General features: G+C 54.6%; 23 protein-coding genes. 14 read left to right on the top strand and 9 right to left on the bottom strand.

Features of this window, described 5'->3' with window-relative positions:
- Positions 1 to 9 precede the first annotated feature (9 nt).
- The 13 genes from lptE (at position 10) to lipA (ending at position 12,368) form a co-directional block, all read left to right on the top strand.
- Positions 10 to 579 (top strand): LPS assembly lipoprotein LptE, encoded by a 570-nt coding sequence (gene lptE / locus ACNQ0T_RS19595; protein ID WP_022647432.1) that lies wholly within the window; start codon positions 10 to 12, stop codon positions 577 to 579.
- Entirely contained in the window at positions 579 to 1,610 is a 1,032-nt protein-coding gene (holA, locus tag ACNQ0T_RS19590) for a DNA polymerase III subunit delta (protein ID WP_417930339.1), read from the top strand. The genes lptE and holA overlap by 1 nt, the downstream gene beginning before the upstream one ends.
- A complete protein-coding gene (gene nadD / locus ACNQ0T_RS19585) occupies positions 1,603 to 2,268 on the top strand; it encodes a nicotinate-nucleotide adenylyltransferase (protein WP_164715801.1) in 666 nt (221 codons plus the stop codon). Before holA ends, nadD begins: the two co-directional genes overlap by 8 nt.
- Positions 2,269 to 2,536: 268 nt before the next feature.
- A complete protein-coding gene (rsfS, locus tag ACNQ0T_RS19580; RefSeq protein ID WP_003858696.1) occupies positions 2,537 to 2,854 on the top strand; it encodes a ribosome silencing factor in 318 nt (105 codons plus the stop codon).
- A gap of 3 nt (positions 2,855 to 2,857) precedes the next feature.
- Entirely contained in the window at positions 2,858 to 3,325 is a 468-nt protein-coding gene (gene rlmH / locus ACNQ0T_RS19575; protein WP_003858701.1) for a 23S rRNA (pseudouridine(1915)-N(3))-methyltransferase RlmH, read from the top strand.
- A 28-nt stretch (positions 3,326 to 3,353) separates the two neighbouring features.
- Entirely contained in the window at positions 3,354 to 5,255 is a 1,902-nt protein-coding gene (mrdA, locus tag ACNQ0T_RS19570) for a peptidoglycan DD-transpeptidase MrdA (RefSeq protein WP_015571138.1), read from the top strand.
- Between the two features lie 2 nt (positions 5,256 to 5,257).
- Complete coding sequence (mrdB, locus tag ACNQ0T_RS19565) at positions 5,258 to 6,370, top strand: peptidoglycan glycosyltransferase MrdB (RefSeq protein ID WP_022647428.1); 1,113 nt, start codon at positions 5,258 to 5,260, stop codon at positions 6,368 to 6,370.
- 16 nt (positions 6,371 to 6,386) lie between these two features.
- Positions 6,387 to 7,493, top strand: a complete 1,107-nt coding sequence (gene rlpA, locus ACNQ0T_RS19560; RefSeq protein WP_023305687.1) for an endolytic peptidoglycan transglycosylase RlpA — start codon at positions 6,387 to 6,389, stop codon at positions 7,491 to 7,493.
- A 139-nt stretch (positions 7,494 to 7,632) separates the two neighbouring features.
- A complete protein-coding gene (gene dacA / locus ACNQ0T_RS19555) occupies positions 7,633 to 8,844 on the top strand; it encodes a D-alanyl-D-alanine carboxypeptidase DacA (protein ID WP_003858714.1) in 1,212 nt (403 codons plus the stop codon).
- A 107-nt stretch (positions 8,845 to 8,951) separates the two neighbouring features.
- Positions 8,952 to 9,215, top strand: a complete 264-nt coding sequence (gene ybeD, locus ACNQ0T_RS19550; RefSeq protein ID WP_003858718.1) for a DUF493 family protein YbeD — start codon at positions 8,952 to 8,954, stop codon at positions 9,213 to 9,215.
- A 94-nt stretch (positions 9,216 to 9,309) separates the two neighbouring features.
- Positions 9,310 to 9,951 carry a lipoyl(octanoyl) transferase LipB gene (gene lipB / locus ACNQ0T_RS19545; protein ID WP_045308970.1) on the top strand — a complete coding sequence of 214 codons (642 nt, stop codon included), beginning with the start codon at positions 9,310 to 9,312 and terminating at the stop codon, positions 9,949 to 9,951.
- Between the two features lie 291 nt (positions 9,952 to 10,242).
- Positions 10,243 to 11,196 (top strand): YbeF family transcriptional regulator, encoded by a 954-nt coding sequence (locus tag ACNQ0T_RS19540; protein WP_417930338.1) that lies wholly within the window; start codon positions 10,243 to 10,245, stop codon positions 11,194 to 11,196.
- A 206-nt stretch (positions 11,197 to 11,402) separates the two neighbouring features.
- On the top strand, positions 11,403 to 12,368 hold the full coding sequence (gene lipA, locus ACNQ0T_RS19535) for a lipoyl synthase (RefSeq protein ID WP_417930337.1): 966 nt from the start codon (positions 11,403 to 11,405) through the stop codon (positions 12,366 to 12,368).
- 80 nt (positions 12,369 to 12,448) lie between these two features.
- Here lipA and tatE read toward each other — a convergent pair whose 3' ends face one another.
- Both tatE and ACNQ0T_RS19525 read right to left on the bottom strand, forming a co-directional pair.
- Positions 12,449 to 12,652 (bottom strand): twin-arginine translocase subunit TatE, encoded by a 204-nt coding sequence (gene tatE / locus ACNQ0T_RS19530; protein WP_022647424.1) that lies wholly within the window; start codon positions 12,650 to 12,652, stop codon positions 12,449 to 12,451.
- Between the two features lie 128 nt (positions 12,653 to 12,780).
- Positions 12,781 to 13,569, bottom strand: a complete 789-nt coding sequence (locus ACNQ0T_RS19525; protein WP_417930336.1) for a deaminated glutathione amidase — start codon at positions 13,567 to 13,569, stop codon at positions 12,781 to 12,783.
- A 67-nt stretch (positions 13,570 to 13,636) separates the two neighbouring features.
- Between ACNQ0T_RS19525 and crcB the strand changes: the two genes are divergently transcribed.
- Positions 13,637 to 14,020 (top strand): fluoride efflux transporter CrcB, encoded by a 384-nt coding sequence (gene crcB, locus ACNQ0T_RS19520; protein WP_017382474.1) that lies wholly within the window; start codon positions 13,637 to 13,639, stop codon positions 14,018 to 14,020.
- Positions 14,021 to 14,239: 219 nt separating this feature from the next.
- On the opposite strand, the gene cspE is transcribed toward crcB, so the two are convergent.
- From cspE to ACNQ0T_RS19485, 7 genes are all read right to left on the bottom strand, one after another.
- Positions 14,240 to 14,449 (bottom strand): transcription antiterminator/RNA stability regulator CspE, encoded by a 210-nt coding sequence (gene cspE, locus ACNQ0T_RS19515; protein WP_002439184.1) that lies wholly within the window; start codon positions 14,447 to 14,449, stop codon positions 14,240 to 14,242.
- A gap of 190 nt (positions 14,450 to 14,639) precedes the next feature.
- Positions 14,640 to 15,215 carry a lipid IV(A) palmitoyltransferase PagP gene (gene pagP, locus ACNQ0T_RS19510; RefSeq protein ID WP_032621658.1) on the bottom strand — a complete coding sequence of 192 codons (576 nt, stop codon included), beginning with the start codon at positions 15,213 to 15,215 and terminating at the stop codon, positions 14,640 to 14,642.
- A 161-nt stretch (positions 15,216 to 15,376) separates the two neighbouring features.
- Positions 15,377 to 18,493 carry an efflux RND transporter permease subunit gene (locus ACNQ0T_RS19505; RefSeq protein WP_063853985.1) on the bottom strand — a complete coding sequence of 1,039 codons (3,117 nt, stop codon included), beginning with the start codon at positions 18,491 to 18,493 and terminating at the stop codon, positions 15,377 to 15,379.
- Positions 18,490 to 19,689, bottom strand: a complete 1,200-nt coding sequence (locus ACNQ0T_RS19500) for an efflux RND transporter periplasmic adaptor subunit (RefSeq protein WP_280005220.1) — start codon at positions 19,687 to 19,689, stop codon at positions 18,490 to 18,492. Before ACNQ0T_RS19500 ends, ACNQ0T_RS19505 begins: the two co-directional genes overlap by 4 nt.
- Positions 19,686 to 20,942, bottom strand: a complete 1,257-nt coding sequence (locus tag ACNQ0T_RS19495) for a TolC family protein (protein WP_022647419.1) — start codon at positions 20,940 to 20,942, stop codon at positions 19,686 to 19,688. The genes ACNQ0T_RS19500 and ACNQ0T_RS19495 overlap by 4 nt, the downstream gene beginning before the upstream one ends.
- 11 nt (positions 20,943 to 20,953) lie before the next feature.
- Positions 20,954 to 21,247 (bottom strand): copper-binding protein, encoded by a 294-nt coding sequence (locus ACNQ0T_RS19490; RefSeq protein ID WP_022647418.1) that lies wholly within the window; start codon positions 21,245 to 21,247, stop codon positions 20,954 to 20,956.
- 53 nt (positions 21,248 to 21,300) lie between these two features.
- A complete protein-coding gene (locus tag ACNQ0T_RS19485; RefSeq protein ID WP_063201394.1) occupies positions 21,301 to 21,702 on the bottom strand; it encodes a hypothetical protein in 402 nt (133 codons plus the stop codon).
- Positions 21,703 to 22,001: the final 299 nt, after the last annotated feature.

Below are 22,001 nucleotides of genomic sequence, written 5' to 3'. Positions count from 1 at the left end.
GGAGGAAACGTGCGACACCTGGCAACAATACTCTTATCTCTGGCGGTGCTGGTCACCGCTGGCTGCGGCTGGCACCTGCGCAATACCACGGCAGTGCCTGCTCAGATGAAAACAATGATCTTCGACTCATCCGATCCGAATGGACCGCTGAGCCGGGCCATTCGTAACCAGCTGCGTTTGAACGATGTTGAGCTGATCGAGAAGGGAACCCTGCGTCAGGATGTTCCTTCGCTCCGCGTCCTGAAATCAACGCTGTCACAAGACACGGCATCGATCTTCCAGGATGGACGAACCGCGGAATATCAAATGGTGCTTACCGTTGATGCGGCCGTTTTAATGCCAGGTAAAGATATTTACCCTATCAATACCAAAGTCTACCGCTCGTTCTTCGATAACCCGCAGACGGCCCTGGCAAAAGACGCCGAACAGCAGATTATCATCAAGGAAATGTATGATAAGGCCGCGGAGCAACTGATCCGCAGACTGCCTGCCATTGCCGCGTCGACGAAAAAAGGCGCTGACGTTATCGAAACACCGGATGCCAGCACGCCGGATATGCCAACGTCGCTGGGTAACTGATGATCAGGTTGTATCCTGAACAACTCCGCGCGCAGCTCAACGAAGGGCTGCGCGCGGCCTATCTGCTACTCGGCAATGACCCCCTGTTACTTCAGGAAAGCCTTGATGCGGTTCGCCATGCGGCAGCCGCGCAGGGTTTCGATGAGCATCATACGTTCCAGATCGATAACAGTACCGACTGGAACGCTATCTTCTCGCTTTGTCAGGCCATGAGCCTGTTTGCCTCTCGTCAGACAATCCAGATCGTGCTGCCAGAGAATGGTCCTAACGCGGCCATCAATGAACAGCTGACCATGCTGGTGAGTTTATTACACGGCGATCTGCTGCTTATCGTACGCGGTAACAAGTTCACGAAAGCGCAGGAAAACGCGACCTGGTTTACCCAGCTTGCCACCAATGCGGTACTGGTCACCTGCCAGACGCCAGAACAGGCGCATCTGCCAAAATGGGTTGCCGCGCGCGCAAAGCTGCACAATCTGCAACTGGATGATGCCGCCAGCCAGCTCCTTTGCTATTGCTATGAAGGCAACCTTCTGGCACTGGCGCAGGCGCTGGACAGGCTCGCCCTGCTGTGGCCCGATGGCAAGCTGACGCTACCGCGCGTGGAACAGGCGGTGAATGATGCCGCGCACTTTACTCCCTTCCACTGGGTTGATGCGCTGCTGTCGGCGAAAAGTAAGCGAGCCCTGCACATACTGCAACAGCTGCGCCTGGAAGGGAGTGAGCCGGTCATTCTGCTCCGCACGCTCCAGCGCGAATTACTGCTGCTGAACAACCTTAAACGTCAGTCGGCACATACGCCCCTGCGCGCCTTATTCGATAAACATCGCGTCTGGCAGAACCGTCGGGCGATGACCACGGAGGCGATAAACCGCCTGAGCCAGGAGCAGTTGCGTCAGGCAGTGCAACTTCTGATGCGCGCCGAACTGACGTTAAAACAGGACTACGGCCAGTCTGTCTGGGCGGAGCTGGAGAGCATCTCTTTGCTGCTCTGCCATAAGGCGCTGGCAGACGTATTTATCGATGGGTGATATGCATTCTTTACAGGCAATGTATGGCGGGACCTTCGACCCGGTACACTATGGGCATCTTAAGCCGGTAGAAATCCTCGCGAATTTGATTGGGTTGCAGCGGGTAATCATCATGCCCAACAATGTTCCTCCGCATCGTCCTCAGCCAGAAGCAACCAGCGAGCAGCGCAAAGCGATGCTCGCGCTGGCTATCGCGGATAAGCCTCTCTTCACGCTGGATGAGCGCGAATTGCGCAGGGATACCCCTTCCTGGACATCGCAAACGCTGCGGGAGTGGCGCGCTGAGCAGGGGCCCATGCAACCGCTGGCGTTTATCATCGGCCAGGATTCCTTGCTCAACTTTCCCAGCTGGTACCAGTACGAAACCATTCTGGAAAACAGTCATCTGCTGGTCTGCCGCCGTCCGGGCTACCCGTTGACCATGCGCGATGCGCAGCATCAGCAGTGGCTTGAGGCGCATCTGACGGACAATATAGAAGACCTGCACAGTCTACCCGCCGGGAAAATTTACCTCGCTGAAACGCCGTGGTTTGATATTTCCGCGACCCTCATCCGCGAGCGTCTCCAGCAAGGTTTAGACTGTGACGATCTCCTGCCCTCGCCCGTGCTGGCCTATATCCACGCACACGGTTTGTATCAGAAAAGTACAGATGCCTGATCATCACCGGCGAAATTGTCTGTTAATGTTTATCCTGCCTTGACAGGCTAAGCCATACTGATATCCTCCGCTGCCAGACTTTCCCGCCGATCGCTGCTTTACAGAAATTGTTTTACAAAAATGGCGATGCAATCTCAGGCGGAGGGTGGGATGATACCCGCCTTCAAAAGCCGGGCGGTGACATTTGTCCCGCGACTGGCGTCAGTTCAGGTATACTGACTGGCCACGAATTCATAGTTGTACAATCTCATTCACCCAGGGGGAAAACTTGCAGGGTAAAGCACTCCAGGATTTTGTTATCGACAAAATTGATGACCTGAAAGGTCAGGACATCATCGCTATCGACGTTAAGGGTAAATCCAGCATCACCGACTGCATGATCATCTGCACCGGGACCTCAACTCGTCACGTTGTTTCGATTGCTGACCATGTTGTTCAGGAATCGCGCGCGGCAGGGCTGCTTCCGCTGGGCGTTGAAGGTGAAGCGACCGCTGACTGGGTGGTTGTCGATCTCGGCGATGTGATTGTCCACGTCATGCAGGAAGAGAGCCGTCGCCTGTATGAGCTGGAAAAACTCTGGGGTTAATGCGTGAAGTTGCAACTGGTCGCCGTCGGCACCAAAATGCCGGACTGGGTACAAACCGGTTTTACTGAGTATCTGCGTCGTTTCCCAAAAGATATGCCGTTCGAACTGGTGGAGATCCCAGCAGGAAAGCGCGGCAAGAACGCAGATATCAAACGTATTCTCGATAAAGAGGGAGAGCTGATGCTGGCTGCCGCAGGCAAAAACCGCATCGTGACCCTCGATATCCCGGGAAAACCCTGGGATACGCCGCAGCTGGCGCACGAACTGGAGCGCTGGAAGCAGGATGGTCGTGATGTCAGTCTGTTGATTGGCGGACCAGAGGGGTTATCTCCCGCCTGCAAAGCGGCAGCAGAACAAAGTTGGTCACTCTCGGCGCTGACGTTGCCCCACCCGCTTGTGCGGGTTCTCGTGGCAGAAAGTTTGTATCGCGCATGGAGCATCACTACCAACCACCCTTATCACCGCGAGTAATGACTGACCAGGGTAATTTAAGCAGCGGATGAAACTACAGAATTCTTTTCGCGACTATACGGCTGAGTCCGCGCTGTTTGTGCGCCGGGCGCTGGTCGCCTTTACGGGGATTTTGCTGCTTACCGGCGTGCTGATCGCCAACCTCTATAATCTGCAAATTGTCCGCTATACCGATTACCAGACCCGCTCAAACGAAAACCGTATCAAGCTGGTGCCCATCGCGCCCAGCCGCGGCATTATCTACGATCGTAACGGCACCCCGCTGGCGCTAAACCGCACCATCTACCAGATAGAGATGATGCCGGAGAAAGTGGATAACGTGCAGGATACGCTGAACGCGCTGAGAAGCGTTGTCGACCTGACTGATGACGACATCGCTGCGTTCAAAAAAGAGCGCGCACGTTCTCACCGCTTCACCTCTATTCCGGTAAAAACCAACCTGACGGAAGTGCAGGTCGCCCGTTTTGCCGTTAACCAGTACCGTTTCCCCGGTGTGGAAGTCAAAGGCTATAAACGTCGCTACTATCCTTACGGCTCCGCGCTGACGCACGTCATAGGCTACGTCTCCAAAATTAACGATAAAGACGTCGAACGCCTTGATAAAGACGGCAAGCTGGCTAACTACGCCGCAACCCATGATATTGGCAAGCTTGGGATTGAACGTTATTACGAAGATGTCCTGCACGGTCAGACCGGGTATGAAGAGGTTGAAGTTAACAACCGTGGCCGCGTGATCCGTCAGCTCAAAGAGGTTCCCCCACAGGCGGGACATGACGTTTATCTGACGCTCGACCTGAAGCTACAGCAGTATATCGAAACGCTGCTGGCGGGTAGCCGGGCCGCCGTGATCGTGACCGACCCGCGTACCGGCGGTATTCTGGCGATGGTTTCTATGCCAAGCTACGATCCGAACCTCTTCGTGGATGGCATCTCCAGCAAGGATTACTCCGGCCTGCTCAACGATCCAAACACCCCGCTGGTGAACCGCGCCACGCAGGGGGTTTATCCTCCAGCCTCAACGGTAAAACCGTATGTCGCCGTTTCTGCGCTGAGCGCGGGCGTCATTACTCGTAATACCAGTCTGTTTGACCCTGGCTGGTGGCAGTTGCCTGGCTCTGAAAAACGCTACCGTGACTGGAAAAAATGGGGTCACGGCCATCTGAACGTGACCAAATCACTGGAGGAGTCGGCGGATACCTTCTTCTATCAGGTCGCCTACGACATGGGTATTGATCGTCTGTCTGAATGGATGAGCAAATTCGGCTACGGACATTACACCGGTATAGATTTGGCGGAAGAACGTTCCGGCAACATGCCAACCCGCGAATGGAAGCTGAAGCGCTTTAAAAAACCCTGGTATCAGGGTGACACCATTCCGGTGGGGATCGGCCAGGGCTACTGGACGGCAACGCCGCTGCAAATGAACAAGGCGATGATGATCCTCATCAACGATGGCGTTGTGAAAGTACCGCACCTGCTGCAAAGCACCGTAGAAGACGGCAAAAAAGTGCCATGGATACAGCCGCACGAGCCGCCGGTGGGTGACATTCATTCCGGGTACTGGGAAATCGCGAAAGACGGGATGTATGGCGTAGCCAACCGCCCTAACGGGACGGCGCACAAATATTTCGCTGGCGCACCGTATAAGGTTGCCGCGAAATCAGGTACGGCTCAGGTCTTCGGTCTGAAAGCGAATGAAACCTATAACGCACATAAAATTGCCGAACGTCTGCGTGACCACAAGCTCATGACGGCGTTTGCCCCTTATGATAACCCGCAGGTTGCGGTGGCGATGATTCTTGAGAACGGCGGCGCAGGCCCGGCGGTGGGTACCATCATGCGTCAAATCCTCGACCACATCATGCTGGGTGATAACAACACCGAACTGCCAGCTGAAAACCCGGCAGCCGCTGCGGCGGAGGACCAATAATCATGACGGATAATCCGAATAAAAAATCGCTGTGGGATAAGATCCACATCGACCCTGCCATGCTGCTGATCCTGCTGGCTCTGCTGGTGTACAGCGCCCTCGTTATCTGGAGCGCCAGCGGCCAGGATATCGGCATGATGGAGCGTAAAGTTGGCCAGATCGCCATGGGTCTGGTCATTATGGTGGTGATGGCGCAAATACCACCGCGCGTGTATGAGGGCTGGGCGCCCTATCTCTATATTTTCTGTATCATTTTGCTGGTGGCAGTAGATGCGTTCGGTGCTATCTCGAAGGGGGCGCAACGCTGGCTGGATCTGGGGATTGTCCGCTTCCAGCCGTCAGAAATCGCCAAAATCGCCGTTCCGCTGATGGTGGCGCGCTTCATTAACCGCGACGTCTGCCCGCCGTCGTTGAAGAATACCGCCATTGCGCTGGTGCTGATTTTCCTGCCGACGCTGCTCGTGGCCGCACAGCCTGACCTCGGTACCTCGATTCTCATCGCCCTCTCCGGCCTGTTCGTCCTGTTCCTGTCCGGCCTGAGCTGGCGTCTGATCGGCATCGCGGTGGTCCTGCTGGCTGCCTTTATTCCTATTCTCTGGTTCTTCCTGATGCATGATTACCAGCGCCAGCGCGTGATGATGCTGCTCGATCCCGAGACCGATCCGCTGGGCGCAGGCTATCATATTATTCAGTCGAAGATTGCGATTGGCTCCGGCGGCTTGCGCGGAAAAGGCTGGCTGCACGGGACACAGTCGCAGCTCGAATTTTTACCGGAACGCCACACCGACTTTATCTTTGCCGTTCTGGCTGAGGAGTTAGGGCTGGTTGGCATTCTGGTGCTGCTTGCACTCTACGTGCTGTTGATCATGCGTGGGCTCTACATTGCCGCACGCGCGCAGACCACCTTTGGCCGGGTTATGGCGGGTGGATTAATGTTGATTTTGTTCGTTTATGTCTTCGTAAATATTGGTATGGTGAGTGGTATTCTGCCGGTTGTTGGCGTACCGCTGCCGCTGGTGAGTTACGGGGGCTCGGCACTGATCGTGTTGATGGCCGGGTTTGGTATCGTCATGTCGATCCATACCCACAGGAAAATGTTGTCCAAAAGCGTATAAAAATAAGGGGATCGCAATGCGTAAGCAGTGGCTGGGGATCTGCATCGCAGCAAGTTTACTTGCCGCCTGTACAAGTGATGATGGTCAGCAACAGGCAACCGTCGCGCCGCCGCAGCCTGCGGTCTGTAATGGCCCGATTGTTGAAATTAGCGGTGCCGATCCCGTTTATGAACCGCTGAACGCCAGCGTGAATCAGGATTATCAGCGCGACGGTAAAAGCTATAAAATCGTTCAGGATCCTTCCCGTTTCAGCCAGGCCGGCTTTGCTGCCATCTATGACGCTGAGCCAGGCAGCAATCTGACCGCGTCAGGTGAAACCTTCGATCCGATGCAGATCACGGCGGCACACCCGACACTGCCTATTCCAAGCTATGCGCGCATCACTAACCTGGCGAATGGCCGGATGATCGTGGTACGTATCAACGATCGTGGCCCTTACGGCAACGATCGCGTGATCTCCCTGTCACGCGCGGCAGCCGACCGTCTGAATACCTCAAATAATACAAAAGTGCGTATCGACCCGATTATCGTGGCGCAGGATGGTTCGCTGTCTGGCCCGGGCACGGCCTGTACCACGGTCGCGAAACAGACCTACGCCCTGCCCGCACGCCCGGATCTAAGCGGTGGTATGGGGGGCGCTTCAATGCCAGCAGAGCCCGCGCAGCCGCAGGGTGAAGTACACGCCATCAGCAACGATACGCTACAAAGTGAAGATGCGACAGGCGCCCCGGTGAAAAGCAGTGGTTTCCTTGGTGCACCCACCACGTTAGCGCCGGGCGTGATTGAATCAAATGAACCTGCCCCAGCGCCTGCGCCCGTTGTTGCTGCACCCGCTACACAACCCGCCCCGGTGACCGCACCGGCTGCTACGCAGACTGCGGCGCCTGCGACGGCGAGCGGCAGCTACGTGGTTCAGGTTGGCGCCGTCAGCGATCGGGCCCGTGCAGAGCAGTATCAGCAGCGTTTAAGCCAGCAGTTTGGCGTGCCAGGCCGCGTTGAGCAAAACGGTGCGGTATGGCGTATCCAGATGGGTCCGTTTGCCAGCAAATCGCAGGCAGCGTCCCTGCAACAGCGTTTGCAGAGCGAGGCGCAGCTCCAGTCGTTTATCGCTGTTGCGAAGTAATTAATCGGTGGTATCCGAAATGTCAGTTTGTGTAAACCACGTTAACACTCTCATGATGAAAGTCGGATGCCTGCCCGTATAGCATTTGCTATAGTAAGGCACTTTTTTTAATTCCATCACGGATGTCGTAGTTCTGACCATGAAGACCACTTTTTCTGCTCGTTTTGTGCAGCGCATGGCGCTGACCACGGCCCTTTGCGCTGCTGCGTTCTCCGCAGCTCACGCGGATGACCTGAACATCAAGACCATGATCCCTGGCGTTCCGCAGATCGACGCGGAATCCTACATCCTGATTGATTACAACTCCGGCAAAGTTCTGGCAGAACAGAACGCCGATGCCCGCCGCGACCCGGCCAGCCTGACCAAAATGATGACCAGCTATGTTATCGGCCAGGCCATGAAAGCGGGTAAATTTAAAGAAACCGATCTGGTGACTATCGGTAACGATGCGTGGGCAACCGGCAACCCGGTGTTCAAAGGTTCATCGCTGATGTTCCTGAAGCCAGGCATGCAGGTTCCGGTCTCTCAGCTTATCCGTGGCATCAACTTGCAGTCCGGTAACGACGCCTGCGTGGCAATGGCCGATTTTGCAGCGGGCAGCCAGGACGCGTTTGTGGGCCTGATGAACAGCTACGTCTCTGCGCTGGGCCTGAAAAACAGCCACTTCCAGACCGTTCACGGCCTGGACGCCGAAGGTCAGTACAGCTCCGCGCGTGACATGGCGCTGATCGGTCAGGCGCTGATCCGCGATGTGCCAAACGAGTACTCTATCTACAAAGAGAAAGAGTTCACCTTCAACGGCATTCGTCAGACCAACCGTAACGGCCTGCTGTGGGACAATAGCCTGAACGTCGACGGCATCAAAACTGGTCACACCGACAAAGCCGGCTATAACCTGGTGGCTTCTGCCACTGAAGGCCAGATGCGTCTGATCTCTGCCGTGATGGGGGGCCGCACGTTTAAAGGACGCGAAACGGAAAGTAAAAAACTGCTGACCTGGGGCTTCCGCTTCTTCGAAACCGTGAATCCGCTGAAAGCCGGGAAAGAATTTGCCTCTGAACCTGTCTGGTTTGGCGATAACGACCGTGCTTCCCTGGGTGTGGACAAAGATCTCTATCTGACGATCCCACGCGGTCGTATGAAAGATCTGAAAGCCAGCTACGTGCTGAATACCACCGAGCTGCACGCCCCGCTGCAAAAGAATCAGGTCGTGGGTACCATCAACTTCCAGCTGGATGGAAAAACCATCGATCAGCGCCCGCTGGTGGTGCTGGAGGAAATTCCTGAAGGCAATTTCTTCGGCAAAATCATTGATTACATTAAGCTGATGTTCCATCACTGGTTTGGTTAAAAATTGAACACTTGAAAGTGTGATTTTGATCCCCATATACTACGTATCAGTAAAACTCCCGCCCCGTGGCGGGAGTTATTATTTTTTATACACACGCCGGAGCTGACATGAAAACCAAACTTAACGAACTGCTTGAATTCCCTACCCCTTTTACTTACAAAGTAATGGGTCTGGCGAAACCTGAGCTGGTTGATCAGGTGGTTGAAGTGGTACAGCGCCATGCGCCGGGCGACTACTCTCCATCAGTCAAACCGAGCAGCAAAGGTAACTACCACTCGGTCTCAATCACCATCACTGCGACACACATTGAGCAGGTTGAGACGCTGTACGAAGAGCTCGGCAATATTGAAATTGTTCGTATGGTGCTGTAGTCCTTCTGCGGTTACCCGGTTTGCCGGGTAACCCACTTTCCCGCTGTGATATACTCCCCGTTACCTATTCTCCCTTGTCTTCGGAGACATCCTTTTGTACCAGGATAAAATTCTTGTCCGCCATCTTGGGCTACAGCCTTACGAGCCTGTCTCTCAGGCTATGCATGACTTTACCGACAGGCGCGATGACACCACGCCTGATGAAATCTGGCTGGTTGAACACCTGCCGGTGTTCACTCAAGGCCAGGCAGGAAAAGCCGAACATTTATTGATGACGGGCGATATCCCGGTGATCCAGAGCGATCGCGGTGGACAGGTGACCTACCACGGCCCGGGCCAGCAGGTGATGTATGTTCTGCTTAACCTGAAACGCAGAAAGCTGGGCGTGCGTGAGCTCGTGACCTTACTGGAGCAAACCGTGGTAAATACGCTGGCTGAGTACGATATTGACGCTCACCCTCGCGCCGATGCCCCGGGCGTTTATGTGGGAGAGATGAAGATCTGTTCGCTGGGGCTGCGTATCCGCAAAGGCTGCTCGTTCCACGGGCTGGCGCTGAATATCAATATGGATTTGGCCCCCTTCCAGCGCATCAACCCATGTGGGTATGCCGGTATGGAAATGACGCAAATGCGCCAGTGGGTCGATACCGCCACGCCTGACAATATCCGGCCCGTGCTTCTGAAGAACTTTTTAGCACTGCTTAACAATCCCTCCTACGAATATATTGCTGCTTAACTTACCTCGGGCAGTGGCTCAGTTATTTGACCAGCCACTGCTTAATTACCGCATTTACGCTTTACAATAAACCGCATATTCTATATTTTCGAGTCGCCCATATATTAGCGTCACATATTAATTAGAACCTTAATAGAACCATCGCCGGGTTTCGTGTAACGTGCGTGACAATCACCCAACTGCTTGTTTTCGATAAATAATGGAAACTTACTAAACACTTTACGAATCTCTGCAAGCATAATAAATAAATTCAACTATCATTCATATTGTGAATGGATACGGAGTAAGAGCGTGGAGCCTACTAATTTACCAGCCAAACGCCTGAATGAAACCAGCGGCGAAGATAAGCCGCAAATTTTTCGGACTTTACGTAATATTGATCTCAATTTATTGACTATTTTTGAGGCGGTATATGTCCATAAAGGTATCGTTAATGCTGCGAAAATTCTTAATCTCACGCCCTCTGCTATTAGCCAGTCAATTCAAAAATTGCGCGCGATATTTCCCGATCCGTTATTTATTCGTAAAGGCCAGGGCGTAACCCCAACCGCGTACGCTACCCATCTGCACGAGTACATCAGCCAGGGTCTGGAATCAATACTGGGCGCGCTGGATCTCACCGGCAGTTACGATAAGCAACGAACTATCACCATAGGCACCTCTCCCTCAGTGGGCGTTCTGGTCATGCCGGCCATCTATCAGGCGGTGAAACAGCATGCGCCACAGTTGCTTATCCGCAACGTGCCCGTCACCGATCCGGAAACACAGCTGGCGCAATTCCAGACGGACCTGATCATCGACGGCAATAGCTTTACGGCCAGAGCGTTAGGGCATAACGTACTTTATACCGACACTCTGGCGCTCGTTTGTCGTCAGGCTCACCCTGCGTTGAGCGCACCTTTGACGCCAGAAAATTTGCGCCATTACGAACATGCGACATTTATGTCCGAAGGACAGGGTCAGGATCCGCTGCGACAACGTATTGACGAACTGTTCCCGGACCGTCCGATCAGCTTTAGCAGTTACAATATGTTTACCCTCGCGGCCCTGATTGGCAGCAGCGACTTGCTCTGTATCATGCCTGTGCGTCTCTTCACTTTGCTTCAAAAGTGCTGGCCACTGGAGAGCATTCCATTAAGTCAACTTACGACGGAATCTATTGAAATCTCACTGCATTACAACAAGCTAAGCCTGCGCGATCCGGCGCTGGAAAACGTCATCAATGTGATCCGCCAGACTTTTTGATCCGCCTTTCAGCGTAAGGCCCTGCCGCATGCGGGGCAAAAGGCACAAAACAACAACTATTTTACAAATTGGCGACCTGGCAGGCTGCTTTACCGCCCCTTTAAATGTTATACTGCCTGTCGTTCGTTCAAAAATAGTTGATAATTACAACATTCCCTTGAATTGAAACGCTTTCCTTCGATATTCGCAACTGGAACACGCACGCTATGAGTAAACCCATTGTGATGGAACGCGGTGTTAAATACCGCGATGCCGATAAAATGGCCCTTATCCCGGTTAAAAACGTGGCTACAGAGCGCGAGGCGCTGTTAAGAAAACCGGAATGGATGAAAATTAAACTTCCGGCTGACTCTTCGCGTATTCAGGGGATCAAAGCGGCGATGCGCAAAAATGGCCTCCACTCTGTCTGTGAAGAGGCCTCCTGCCCTAACCTTGCTGAATGTTTCAATCACGGTACCGCGACGTTTATGATTCTGGGTGCCATCTGCACCCGCCGCTGTCCGTTCTGTGACGTTGCTCATGGCCGTCCTGTTGCGCCTGACGCTAACGAACCGCAAAAACTGGCGCAGACCATTGCCGATATGGCGCTGCGTTATGTTGTTATCACCTCCGTTGACCGTGACGATCTGCGCGATGGAGGTGCTCAGCATTTCGCTGACTGCATTACCGCCATCCGCGAAAAAAGCCCGAACATTAAGATTGAGACGCTGGTGCCGGACTTCCGTGGCCGTATGGACCGCGCGCTCGATATCCTGACCGCGACGCCACCAGACGTGTTCAACCACAACCTGGAGAACGTACCGCGTATCTACCGTCAGGTGCGTCCAGGTGCAGATTACAACTGGTCGCTGAAGCTGCTGGAGCGCTTTAAAGAAGCCCATCCGCATATTCCTACCAAGTCTGGCCTGATGGTGGGACTGGGTGAAACCAACGCTGAGATCATTGAAGTGATGCGCGATCTGCGTCGCCACGGCGTCACCATGCTGACGCTGGGGCAGTATCTACAGCCAAGCCGTCACCACCTGCCTGTACAGCGTTACGTGAATCCGGATGAGTTCGATGAAATGAAAGCCGAAGCGATGGCGATGGGCTTTACCCACGCTGCGTGCGGTCCGTTTGTTCGCTCCTCTTATCACGCCGATATGCAGGCGAAGGGCGAAGAAGTGAAATAAAGCTGTAAAACTTATTTACAGTAAAACAAAAAACCGGCCTCGTGAGCCGGTTTTTTTATGCAAGCCTTGCAGCATTGCCATTACTCTTTGTGTGAAAGCTTCTGTGCTGCGATGTCATCTTCGGCACTTTTCTTCGCTGCCGCGTCGTCATCGTTCATTGCTTTCTTAAAGCCTTTAATGGCAGCACCCAGGTCTCCACCCAGCGTGCGTAACTTCTTGGTACCGAACAGCAGGACGACCAGTGCGGCAACCACCAGCAGTTTGGTAATACTAATCTCACCCATAAATACCTTCTTTACATGAAACAGGCTGCATTCAGCGCCAAAGAAACCTGAACGTATTAACGGTCATCAGGCGCGCGCACACAATAGCAATCTGTAACAAGGTGAATCAAGCATTGTTGAAAAAAACATCATATTAATTGCGGTGGCGCAAACCTGCGGTTGCGCAGAACAGGTAATTGCTGACGCGCAAGCGTTATTCGTGCTGACGTTATCTCCGTCAGCAGTAAAGCAGGCGCTTCCGCCGCCGCGGCTACGGTCACTCCCAGCGGATCGACAACCCTGCTCTGCCCGATATTTTTATTGCCACATTCACCCGCAGCCACTACATAGCAGGTGGTGTCCAGCGCGCGTGCGGCCAGTAGCGTTACCCAGTGATGCTCCTTAAGCGGTCCTCTGACCCACGCGGCGGGCAGAACCAGCACCTCGGCCCCCTGTAGTGCCAGGTTCAGCGCCAGCTCCGGAAAACGGATATCGTAGCAGGTCATCAGGCCAACCTTAAAACCCTCCACCTCAATCAGCGGCGGAATTACACTCCCCGGATCGACCAGTTGCGACTCCTGGACGCTGAACGCATCATACAGATGAAGTTTGGCGTAGCTTGCGACAATAGCGCCTTCACGTATCGCCACCAGCGTGTTCACCGCCCGCCCCGGCGTGGAGGGAACATGGATAGTCAAAATGGTGGTGAGCGCGTTACCGACGCTTTCGGCCAGCAGTCGTTTCAGAAACGCCCCTTCCAGCATTTGCGCAGACTTTACCGACAGGTCCGGATCACCATCATCGCGCGCCAGTAACGCTTCAGGAAGCACCAGCAGCGCCGCCCCTTTTTGCTTCGCCTGGTTCATCAGGGAGATGCACTTGTCCGCGTTTTCATTCCAGTCCGGCGTCACCGCAAACTGCCCTACTGCAACATACATAATTGTCTCCCGGTTAAAAACAGCGTTACACTCGACGCACTTACACAGCAAATAGCAGGTATTGACAGTGTTACAACTACTTATAGCCGTTTTTATTGGTGGGGGCACGGGTAGCGTTGCGCGCTGGCTCTTAAGCATGCGGTTTAACCCGCTGCATCAGGCCATTCCGATGGGGACACTGGCGGCAAACCTGATCGGGGCATTTATCATCGGGATGGGGCTGGCGTGGTTTAATCGCATGACCAACATCGACCCTATGTGGAAGGTATTGATTACGACCGGTTTCTGCGGCGGTTTAACGACGTTTTCTACCTTCTCTGCGGAGGTGGTGTTTCTGTTTCAGGAAGGCCGGATGGGCTGGGCGCTGACGAACATTGCCGTTAACATGCTTGGCTCGTTTGCGATGACTGCGATCGCATTCTGGTTATTTTCCTCCGCCAGCGGACATTAAGCGCGACAACCTTAATGTTGGCTTAATTTTTCTCTGTCATTCTTGGCTCAATATTGAACGAGGGTGATAGCATGAGAGAGAATCTGTCAGGCGTGGGTATGGTATTGCTAAGCGTCGCGATCGTCGCCAGCTTTCTGAAGATCTATCTTTTTGGTTGATTCATACCGAAAAAAACCCGCTCATTGAGCGGGTTTTGAAATTCTTGCTGACGCGTCTGAATTACAGAGCGATTACGTTAGCAGCAGAAGGGCCTTTGGCACCGTTAGTGATTTCGAACTCTACGCGCTGACCTTCAGCCAGAGTTTTGAAACCATTAGACTGGATTGCAGAGAAGTGTACGAACACGTCTTTGCTGCCATCTTCAGGAGTAATGAAACCGAATCCTTTGGACTCATTAAACCACTTAACGTTACCTTTAATCTTAGACATCAAAATTACCTTTACATTAAAAAACGACACAAATGCTGTGTCGGGTATCAGTACAACAATTGTGAGGCGTTTTGTCCAGCGGATCTTTGATAAAAAGTGACAAAAGTCGCGTTAATTTTCGCTGTCCGATTTTTATCCTTTACATTTCAATGTCTGTGCGTTTTTTGGCCGATTTACCAGACAAATTCAGTTAAAACTGAAACCGCATCCAGGCAAAGTAAACGTTACCGTTGTTATACGTACCCGGTATGTAGGTCATCTGAAACGTTGCAGGACCATAGCCGATGGAGGCAAGCGGCAACAGTACCGGAACAGGAATGTATTTCCAGTTATCACGCGCCGTGAACCCTGCCGTATAGCCCAGCCCAAGACGGAAGTTGTCGTCTGATAACGGACGCCAGGTTTTTTCCCAGCCGTAGCCACCAATAGGCTCCCATTTATTGTAGGAGTCCTTAAACGCCATCAGGTACAGGCCATGCCAGTTACCTTTTTCATCCCAGCGAGACTGACCGAAACCAGCCCCCCACGGACGCTCGTTATAACGGTCTGTTTTTTCTTTATCGTAGGCAAAACGTGCATGCCACGTAATGGCCGGAATATAGAGATCGTAATGTTCAGGTTCGTTCCATGTTTGCGCAACGTTATCCGTGAAGGTGGTGAACCAGCTTTTATCCGCTGTATTGCTCTGTGCATTAACAGCAGACGCAAATGATAACTGCGCAATAATAAACAATAAAATCAGGGGGAATTTAATTCGTACAATCACAATGCCATTACCATATTTAGTATTCGGTGCAGACCTTAGCACAGAATACTTGAATGAACGCTTAACAGCATGGGTGTTATTCCTAATTACCATCCCGCTCCTGAGAATAGTCTGACGATACATAAACTGCATGCCTGAATAAGCACATGCAGTTGACATTTTTAACGTTGATGTAACAATTTGTAGAGTGCGGGAATAACTAACATCGACAATAACGGTGCAGTAACCATGCCACCAATCATCGGTGCAGCAATACGTTGCATCACCTCCGAGCCACTCCCATTGCCCCACATGATGGGCAGCAGTCCCGCCATAATAGTGGCGACCGTCATCACCTTCGGACGCACGCGCAGCACGGCACCTTCGTGGATCGCCCGCAATAGCACCGTATTTCCCCCTTCTGGCTCAAGCCTGTGATATTTATCAAGCGCATGATTCAAATATAGAACCATAATTACGCCGAATTCTGCTGCCACCCCGGAAAGGGCGATAAAGCCAACGGCCCCCGCCACAGACAAATTATATTCAAGCAGCCATAATAACCACACCCCACCAATAAGCGCGAAAGGCAATGTCCCCATTATTATCAGGACATTTGATATCCGCCTGAAGGTTAACCATAAAAGGATGAATATAATCATCAGCGTGACAGGTAAGACTATTTTAAGCGTCGCGGTCGCCCGTTCCAGATATTCAAACTGCCCGGACCAGGAGAGAGATACGCCCTGCGGCAATAGCACCTTCTCCTCCACCCGTTTTTGCATTTCATCTACGGCGGACTTCAGATCGCGCCCGCGTAAGTCCACGTAGATCCAGCTGGAAAGGCGCGCGTTTTCACTTTTTAGCATCGGTGGGCCTTCCGTCACGACGATATCGGCCAGTTCCCCCAGCGCCACCTGGCTACCGCTGGCGGTTACTACCGGCAACACCCGCAACGTGTCGACGTTATCACGCAAATCGCGGGGATAACGCAGGTTGATGGGGTACCGCTCGCGTCCCTGGATCACCTCACCAATGTTATCGCCCCCGACCAGCGTGGAGACCAGGCTTTGCAGTTCATCGACGGAAACGCCGTAGCGCGCGGCTTTTTGCCGGTCGATACGAATATCCACGTAGCGCCCGCCTTCCAGTCGCTCCGCCAGCGCCGAGGAGACGCCAGGAACGTCCTTCACCACCTGCTCAATCTGCCGGGCCACGCGCTCAATGTCGGCAATATTATTGCCGTTCACCTTAATGCCGACCGGGCTTTTGATCCCGGTTGCCAGCATGTCCAGACGGTTACGGACAGGGGGCACCCACACATTGGCAATGCCCGGCAGCGACACGGTTTTATCGAGCTCCTCCACCAGCTTTTGCGGCGTCATTCCAGGCCGCCACTGCTCGCGGGGCTTAAAGTGGATAGTTGTTTCCAGCATGGTTAATGGCGCGGGATCGGTTGCCGACTCCGCCCGACCAGCTTTGCCAAACACGCTCGCCACCTCCGGTACGCTTTTGATCAAGCGGTCCGTCAGCTGAAGCAGCCGCGATGCCTCGCGAGCAGAGATCCCCGGCAGCGTGGAGGGCATATAGAGTAAATCCCCTTCCTCCAGCGGCGGCATAAACTCACTGCCCAGGCGGCTCAGCGGCCAGAGCGTGGCGATCAGCAGCAGACATGCCAGTGCCAGCGTCGTTTTCGGGAAGGTCAGTACCTTATCAAGCAGCGGCTCATACAGGCGGATCAGGAGGCGGTTTATCGGGTTTGCCTTCTCATCCGGGATTTTCCCGCGGATAAAGAAGCCCATTAGCACCGGCACCAGAGTGATCCCAAGCCCGGCGGCCACGGCCATCGACCAGGTTTTGGTGAACGCCAGCGGCGAGAACATTCGCCCCTCCTGCGCTTCCAGCGAAAATACCGGTATAAATGACAGCGTGATGATTAACAGGCTGCAAAACAGCGCCGGTCCCACTTCAACCGCCGCCTTTTCCGCCAGACGCCAGTACTCTCCCGACGCAGGCTCCTTGCCCGGATTATCATGCCGCCACTGCTCCAGCACCTTGTGCATATTTTCAATCATGACAATTGCCGCATCCACCATCGCTCCGATGGCAATGGCGATCCCGCCGAGCGACATCATATTCGCGTTAATGCCCTGATAGTGCATCACCACAAAAGCCCCGAGGATCCCCAGCGGCAGAGAAACCATCGCCACCAGCGCGGAACGCAGGTGGAACAGGAACAGCGCGCACACCAGTACCACCACGGCAAACTCTTCGAGCAGCTTGTGCGTCAGCGTTTTGACCGACTCCTCAATCAGCGTGGAGCGATCGTAGACCGGAACAATCTCGACGCCCTGCGGCAGCGTTTTTTGCAGCTCGCTCAGTTTCGCTTTTACCGCGCGAAGGGTTTCCAGCGCGTTCTGCCCGTAGCGCATCACGATTACGCCGCCAGCAACCTCCCCTTCACCGTTAAGCTCCGCCACGCCCCGGCGGATCTCCGGGCCAATGCCAATGGTGGCGACATCTTTCAGCAGGACAGGTACGCCATTGCGGGTGGCGATCACCACATAGCGAAAATCCTCCAGCGAGCGCAAATAGCCCGTTGTCCGCACCATATACTCCGCTTCGCCCATCTCCAGCAGGGCGCCGCCGCTCTCTTTATTGGCGGCCTGCACCGCGCCGGATAGCTGGCTGTGGGTAATATTCAGCGCGCGCATTTTCGCCGGGTCCGCCACGATCTGATACTGACGCACCATTCCGCCAATGCTTGCCACTTCAGATACATTCGGTACCGTCTTAAGCTCGAACTTAAGCGTCCAGTCCTGAAGGGCCCGCAGATCTGCCAGGCTGTGTTTTCCACTACGGTCGATCAGCGCATATTCGTAGATCCAGCCCACGCCCGTCGCATCCGGCCCCAGCGACACCTTCACGCCCGGCGGAAACTGCGCCTGTACCTGGCTTAAATATTCCAGCACCCGGGATCGCGCCCAGTAAAGATCGGTACCATCCTCAAACAGCACATACACATAAGCGTCACCAAACATTGAAAAACCGCGCACGGTTTTGGCACCCGGCACAGACAACATGGAGGTTGTCAGCGGCCAGGTCACCTGATCTTCAATCACCTGCGGCGCTTTCCCGGGGTAACTCGCTTTGATAATGACCTGCACATCAGACAGATCGGGCAACGCGTCCAGCGGCGCGCGCTGCACCGCCCACCAGCCCCAGCTGGCCATCATCAGCGCGGCCAGGATCACCAGCAGGCGGTTACGCAACGAGGCGCGAATCACAGCGGCAATCATGGCGTCACCTCCGGCATCACGCTACGCAGGCTGGCTTCGGAATCAATCAGGAATTGCCCGGACGTCACCACCTTATCGCCCTCTTTGACCCCGGACAGGATCGCCGTCCAGCCCTGCGCCGTCAGGCCGGTTTTCACCGTCACAGGCTGAAAATAACCGTCCCCGGTAGCCAGCAGCAGACGCGCAGACTCTCCGCTGTTAATCACCGCTTCTTCCGGCACCGCCAGCACCGGCGGGCCTTTCAGCTCTTCCGCACGGCTGACGGAGAGGTACATGCCCGGCTTCAGCTTATGTGCGGAATTTTCCAGCACGATACGGGCTTTCAGGGTTCGCGTGGCCGCCTCCATCTGCGGCAGCAATTCGCTGACCGTGCCGTGGAACTGCTCCCCCGGCCAGCTTTCTGAGGTTGCTACCACCTTGCTGCCCACCGCCAGAGACTGCGCCTGCGTTTGCGGGTAGTCGACCACCAGCCAGACCGGATCGAGGCTGGCGATCTCAAACAGCGGCGCCGTTGCGGTGATTTGCGCCCCTTCCCGCACGTCCAGCTTCACCACATAGCCCGCCCGGTCGGTGCGCAGAATGAGCGTGGTCTGCGGCTTACCGCTACGCTCCAGCAAACGAATGACCTCTTCTGGCATAAACTGCAACGCCAGCCGCTCGCGAGCGGCGCGGGTCAATGCGGCATCGCCAAGCTGACGAACCGCGAGATACTCCTGCTGGGCGGCGGTCCACTGCGGGATCCACAGTTGCGCCAGCGCCTCTCCGGCTTTTACCTGCTGCTGCGGCGCATTAACAAACAATTTTGACACCACGCCATTGGCCGGGGCTGACAACACCGAGACGTTACGTTCATCCGTTGCAACCGTGGCAAAGGCCGAGAACGGCGAAACCAGCTGGCGCATCTCAACGTTGGCGGTTTTCATCCCCAGGTTTTGCTGCTGTTGAGTGCTGATGGCCACGCCTGACGCCGCCTGCGCTTCATCGGCGTAGCGTGGGACCAGATCCATATCCATAAAGGGGGATTTACCCGGCTTATCGAAGCGCTGACCGGGCACCATGGGGTCGTACCAGTAAAGCACCTTGCGTTCAGATGGTTGTGAAGCCGCATCCGGCTGATGCGTCTGCTTCTGTCCGACAAAATAGCCGCCAGCGACAGCTATCGCGATGGCAATCGCCATTAACGTTGTTTTTTTCATTGCGCCAGCTCCTGCGGGATCAGCCAGTTCACGGCAGCCCAGGTTCGCGCCATTTCGCGCTCCGCCTGGTTCACCGCCAGTTCCGTATCCAGTACGCCACGACGCGCCTCCAGCAGGGCCGGAAGCGCCGACTGTCCAGAACGATATTGCGCCGTCAGCACCGCCAGCCGTTGTCGCTGCAACGGTAGTACCTCATCCCGCTGACGCTGCCACACCGTTTGCGCAGCCTGATACTGCGCCACCAGCGTTTGCACCTGGGCAATGTGTTCGCGTTTGAGCAGCGTCAGTTGATCCACCGCCTGCATTGAGCGGGAAACATCGGCGGCGTAATCCTTGTCCTGACGTTTTGACTGGAACAAAGGCAGATCCACGCTGAACATCACGCCAGCCATATCGTCATAGCCTTCGGCGCGGTGGGCGTAATAGACCTCCACATCCACATCGGGTATCGCTGCCACGGCAGATTGCGCTGAACGCGCTTTCGCGGTCTCTGCTTCACGTCGCGCGGCCTCCACTTCCGGGTGTCTGGCAATCCCCTCCTGCAACGTTTTTTCATCGGCAGGAAGGCGCTGATAGCGCGGCAGCGGACCGCGAACCGCCGTAATAGCGTGCCCTGTTAGCTCCAGCAGACGGCTTTGCGCCAGCTGCACATCCCGCTGCGCCAGCGTCTCTTTGTCGCGCATGGCGCTGAGGATCATTTGCAGGGCCAGTACGCTGTCCGGCGTTGCGCCTCCCGCCCCGACGCTCGCCTTCTGCACGCCCCGCTGGCGTTCCGTTTCACGGACCAGCGTTCTGGCCGTTTTCAGCGCCTGCTGTGCCAGCGCCAGATCCAGCCAGGCCTGGGCGGTATCACGCTGAAGCGCGGCACGTACGGCCTCGGATTTTGCCAGCACGCTTCGCGCCTGCGCCTGAAAAGTCTGTGCTTTACGTTCCCGCTTCTCTGAGCTGACGTAGCTTTGCATGATGCCAACCTTCTGCATGGTCATCCCTTCGCGCGTAAGCCGCCGATCGTTGCTGCCCTGTACCGGCACGTTTTCAATACCGAATTTCAGTTTTGGATCAGGTAATTGCGTGGCGGAATCCGCCATCGCATCCAGGGCCTGCGCTTCGTTACGGCTGGCGGAGAGTTCTGCCGAGTAGCGCTGGGCTTCGGTCAGGGTGTGTTCGAGCGTCCACGGCTCCGCCTGCGCGGCGGAGGTTAACAGGCCGAACAACACCCCACCGAGCCACAGACTCAGTGTGTGTTGTTTCATGGTGACCTCGCTTAGCGCGCTGGCGTCAGCGAGATAATCTGGAAACCGTCACCCGCACGCTCAAGCGTGAAGGTCACCTCATCCCCCGGTTTGGCGCCATTCAGCGTGGTGCCGGCAGATAAAGTAAACGGCATGGTCATCGCTGGCCATTTTAGTTCCGGTATGGCCTCGTGACGGAGCATGACGGCATTGTCAGAGATCGACTGAACCACGCCGCGGCCCTGCCAGGTCTGGTTTGCCTGAACGGTATAAGAAGCGAAAGAGATGGACGCGCCAACCAGCGCGGAAAGGAATAGGGTACGCATGATAAAACTCCTGTTAAACGTTAAGTAAATAAAATCAACGAATTAACAGGTTTTTACTCCCGAAACCGGCAATAGCGGATCGTTGCCGGCGGCCCCACAGCAGGAGGGGTAACAGACCACGCAGAATGGCTTGCAGATGAACACTCTGGCGTCGTTAAGGTCAGCGTCATGGCGGCAGGCAGCGCCACCAGATGCGGCTGGGCAGGTTCTTTTTGTACCTGATCCGGCACACAATGTTTTTCACACAGCGGTGAAGCACCGGCAGCATAATGCGGCCCCGGTTCCGCCATCATATCCATATGCTGGATGGTGGCCACCTCACCGCGCAAATCCATTGAACATTGATGGGAGGCGACGGCCACCTGACTCTGGATTAACAGCCAGCCAAACGCCAGCAAAAACATCAGCAGATGTTTTTTGATAAAGCGCAGGCGATACGTCCAGCTGGCGTGCATATTCAGATCGTCGGATAGGGTAAAAGTGAACCGAGTATAAGCAGGCAAAAGAATGAAAGAGAAGTAGTTTTAAAGAGATTTACGTTTTTAAATCGATTGTCGGCAAGTAATACTCAAAACCTTAACACTTCACCATCAACTTAATGACATATAATATCTATTCATCAGGTCAATAACGTCTTAATATAAATGACGCAGGGTTAGCAAAAATATCGTCATCATTGCCTTTAGTAGTCTCTTTCTTGATTTTAATCAGCAAGGACTGGCCATTTATTCGGCACATTTCAGGCTTCTTTTTT

The sequence above is a fragment of the Enterobacter cloacae complex sp.6700776 genome (assembly GCF_048284255.1).
Classification (GTDB): domain Bacteria; phylum Pseudomonadota; class Gammaproteobacteria; order Enterobacterales; family Enterobacteriaceae; genus Enterobacter; species Enterobacter intestinihominis.
The sequence above is the reverse complement of the archived record's forward strand: the minus strand, read 5'-3'. Positions and strand labels throughout refer to the sequence as shown.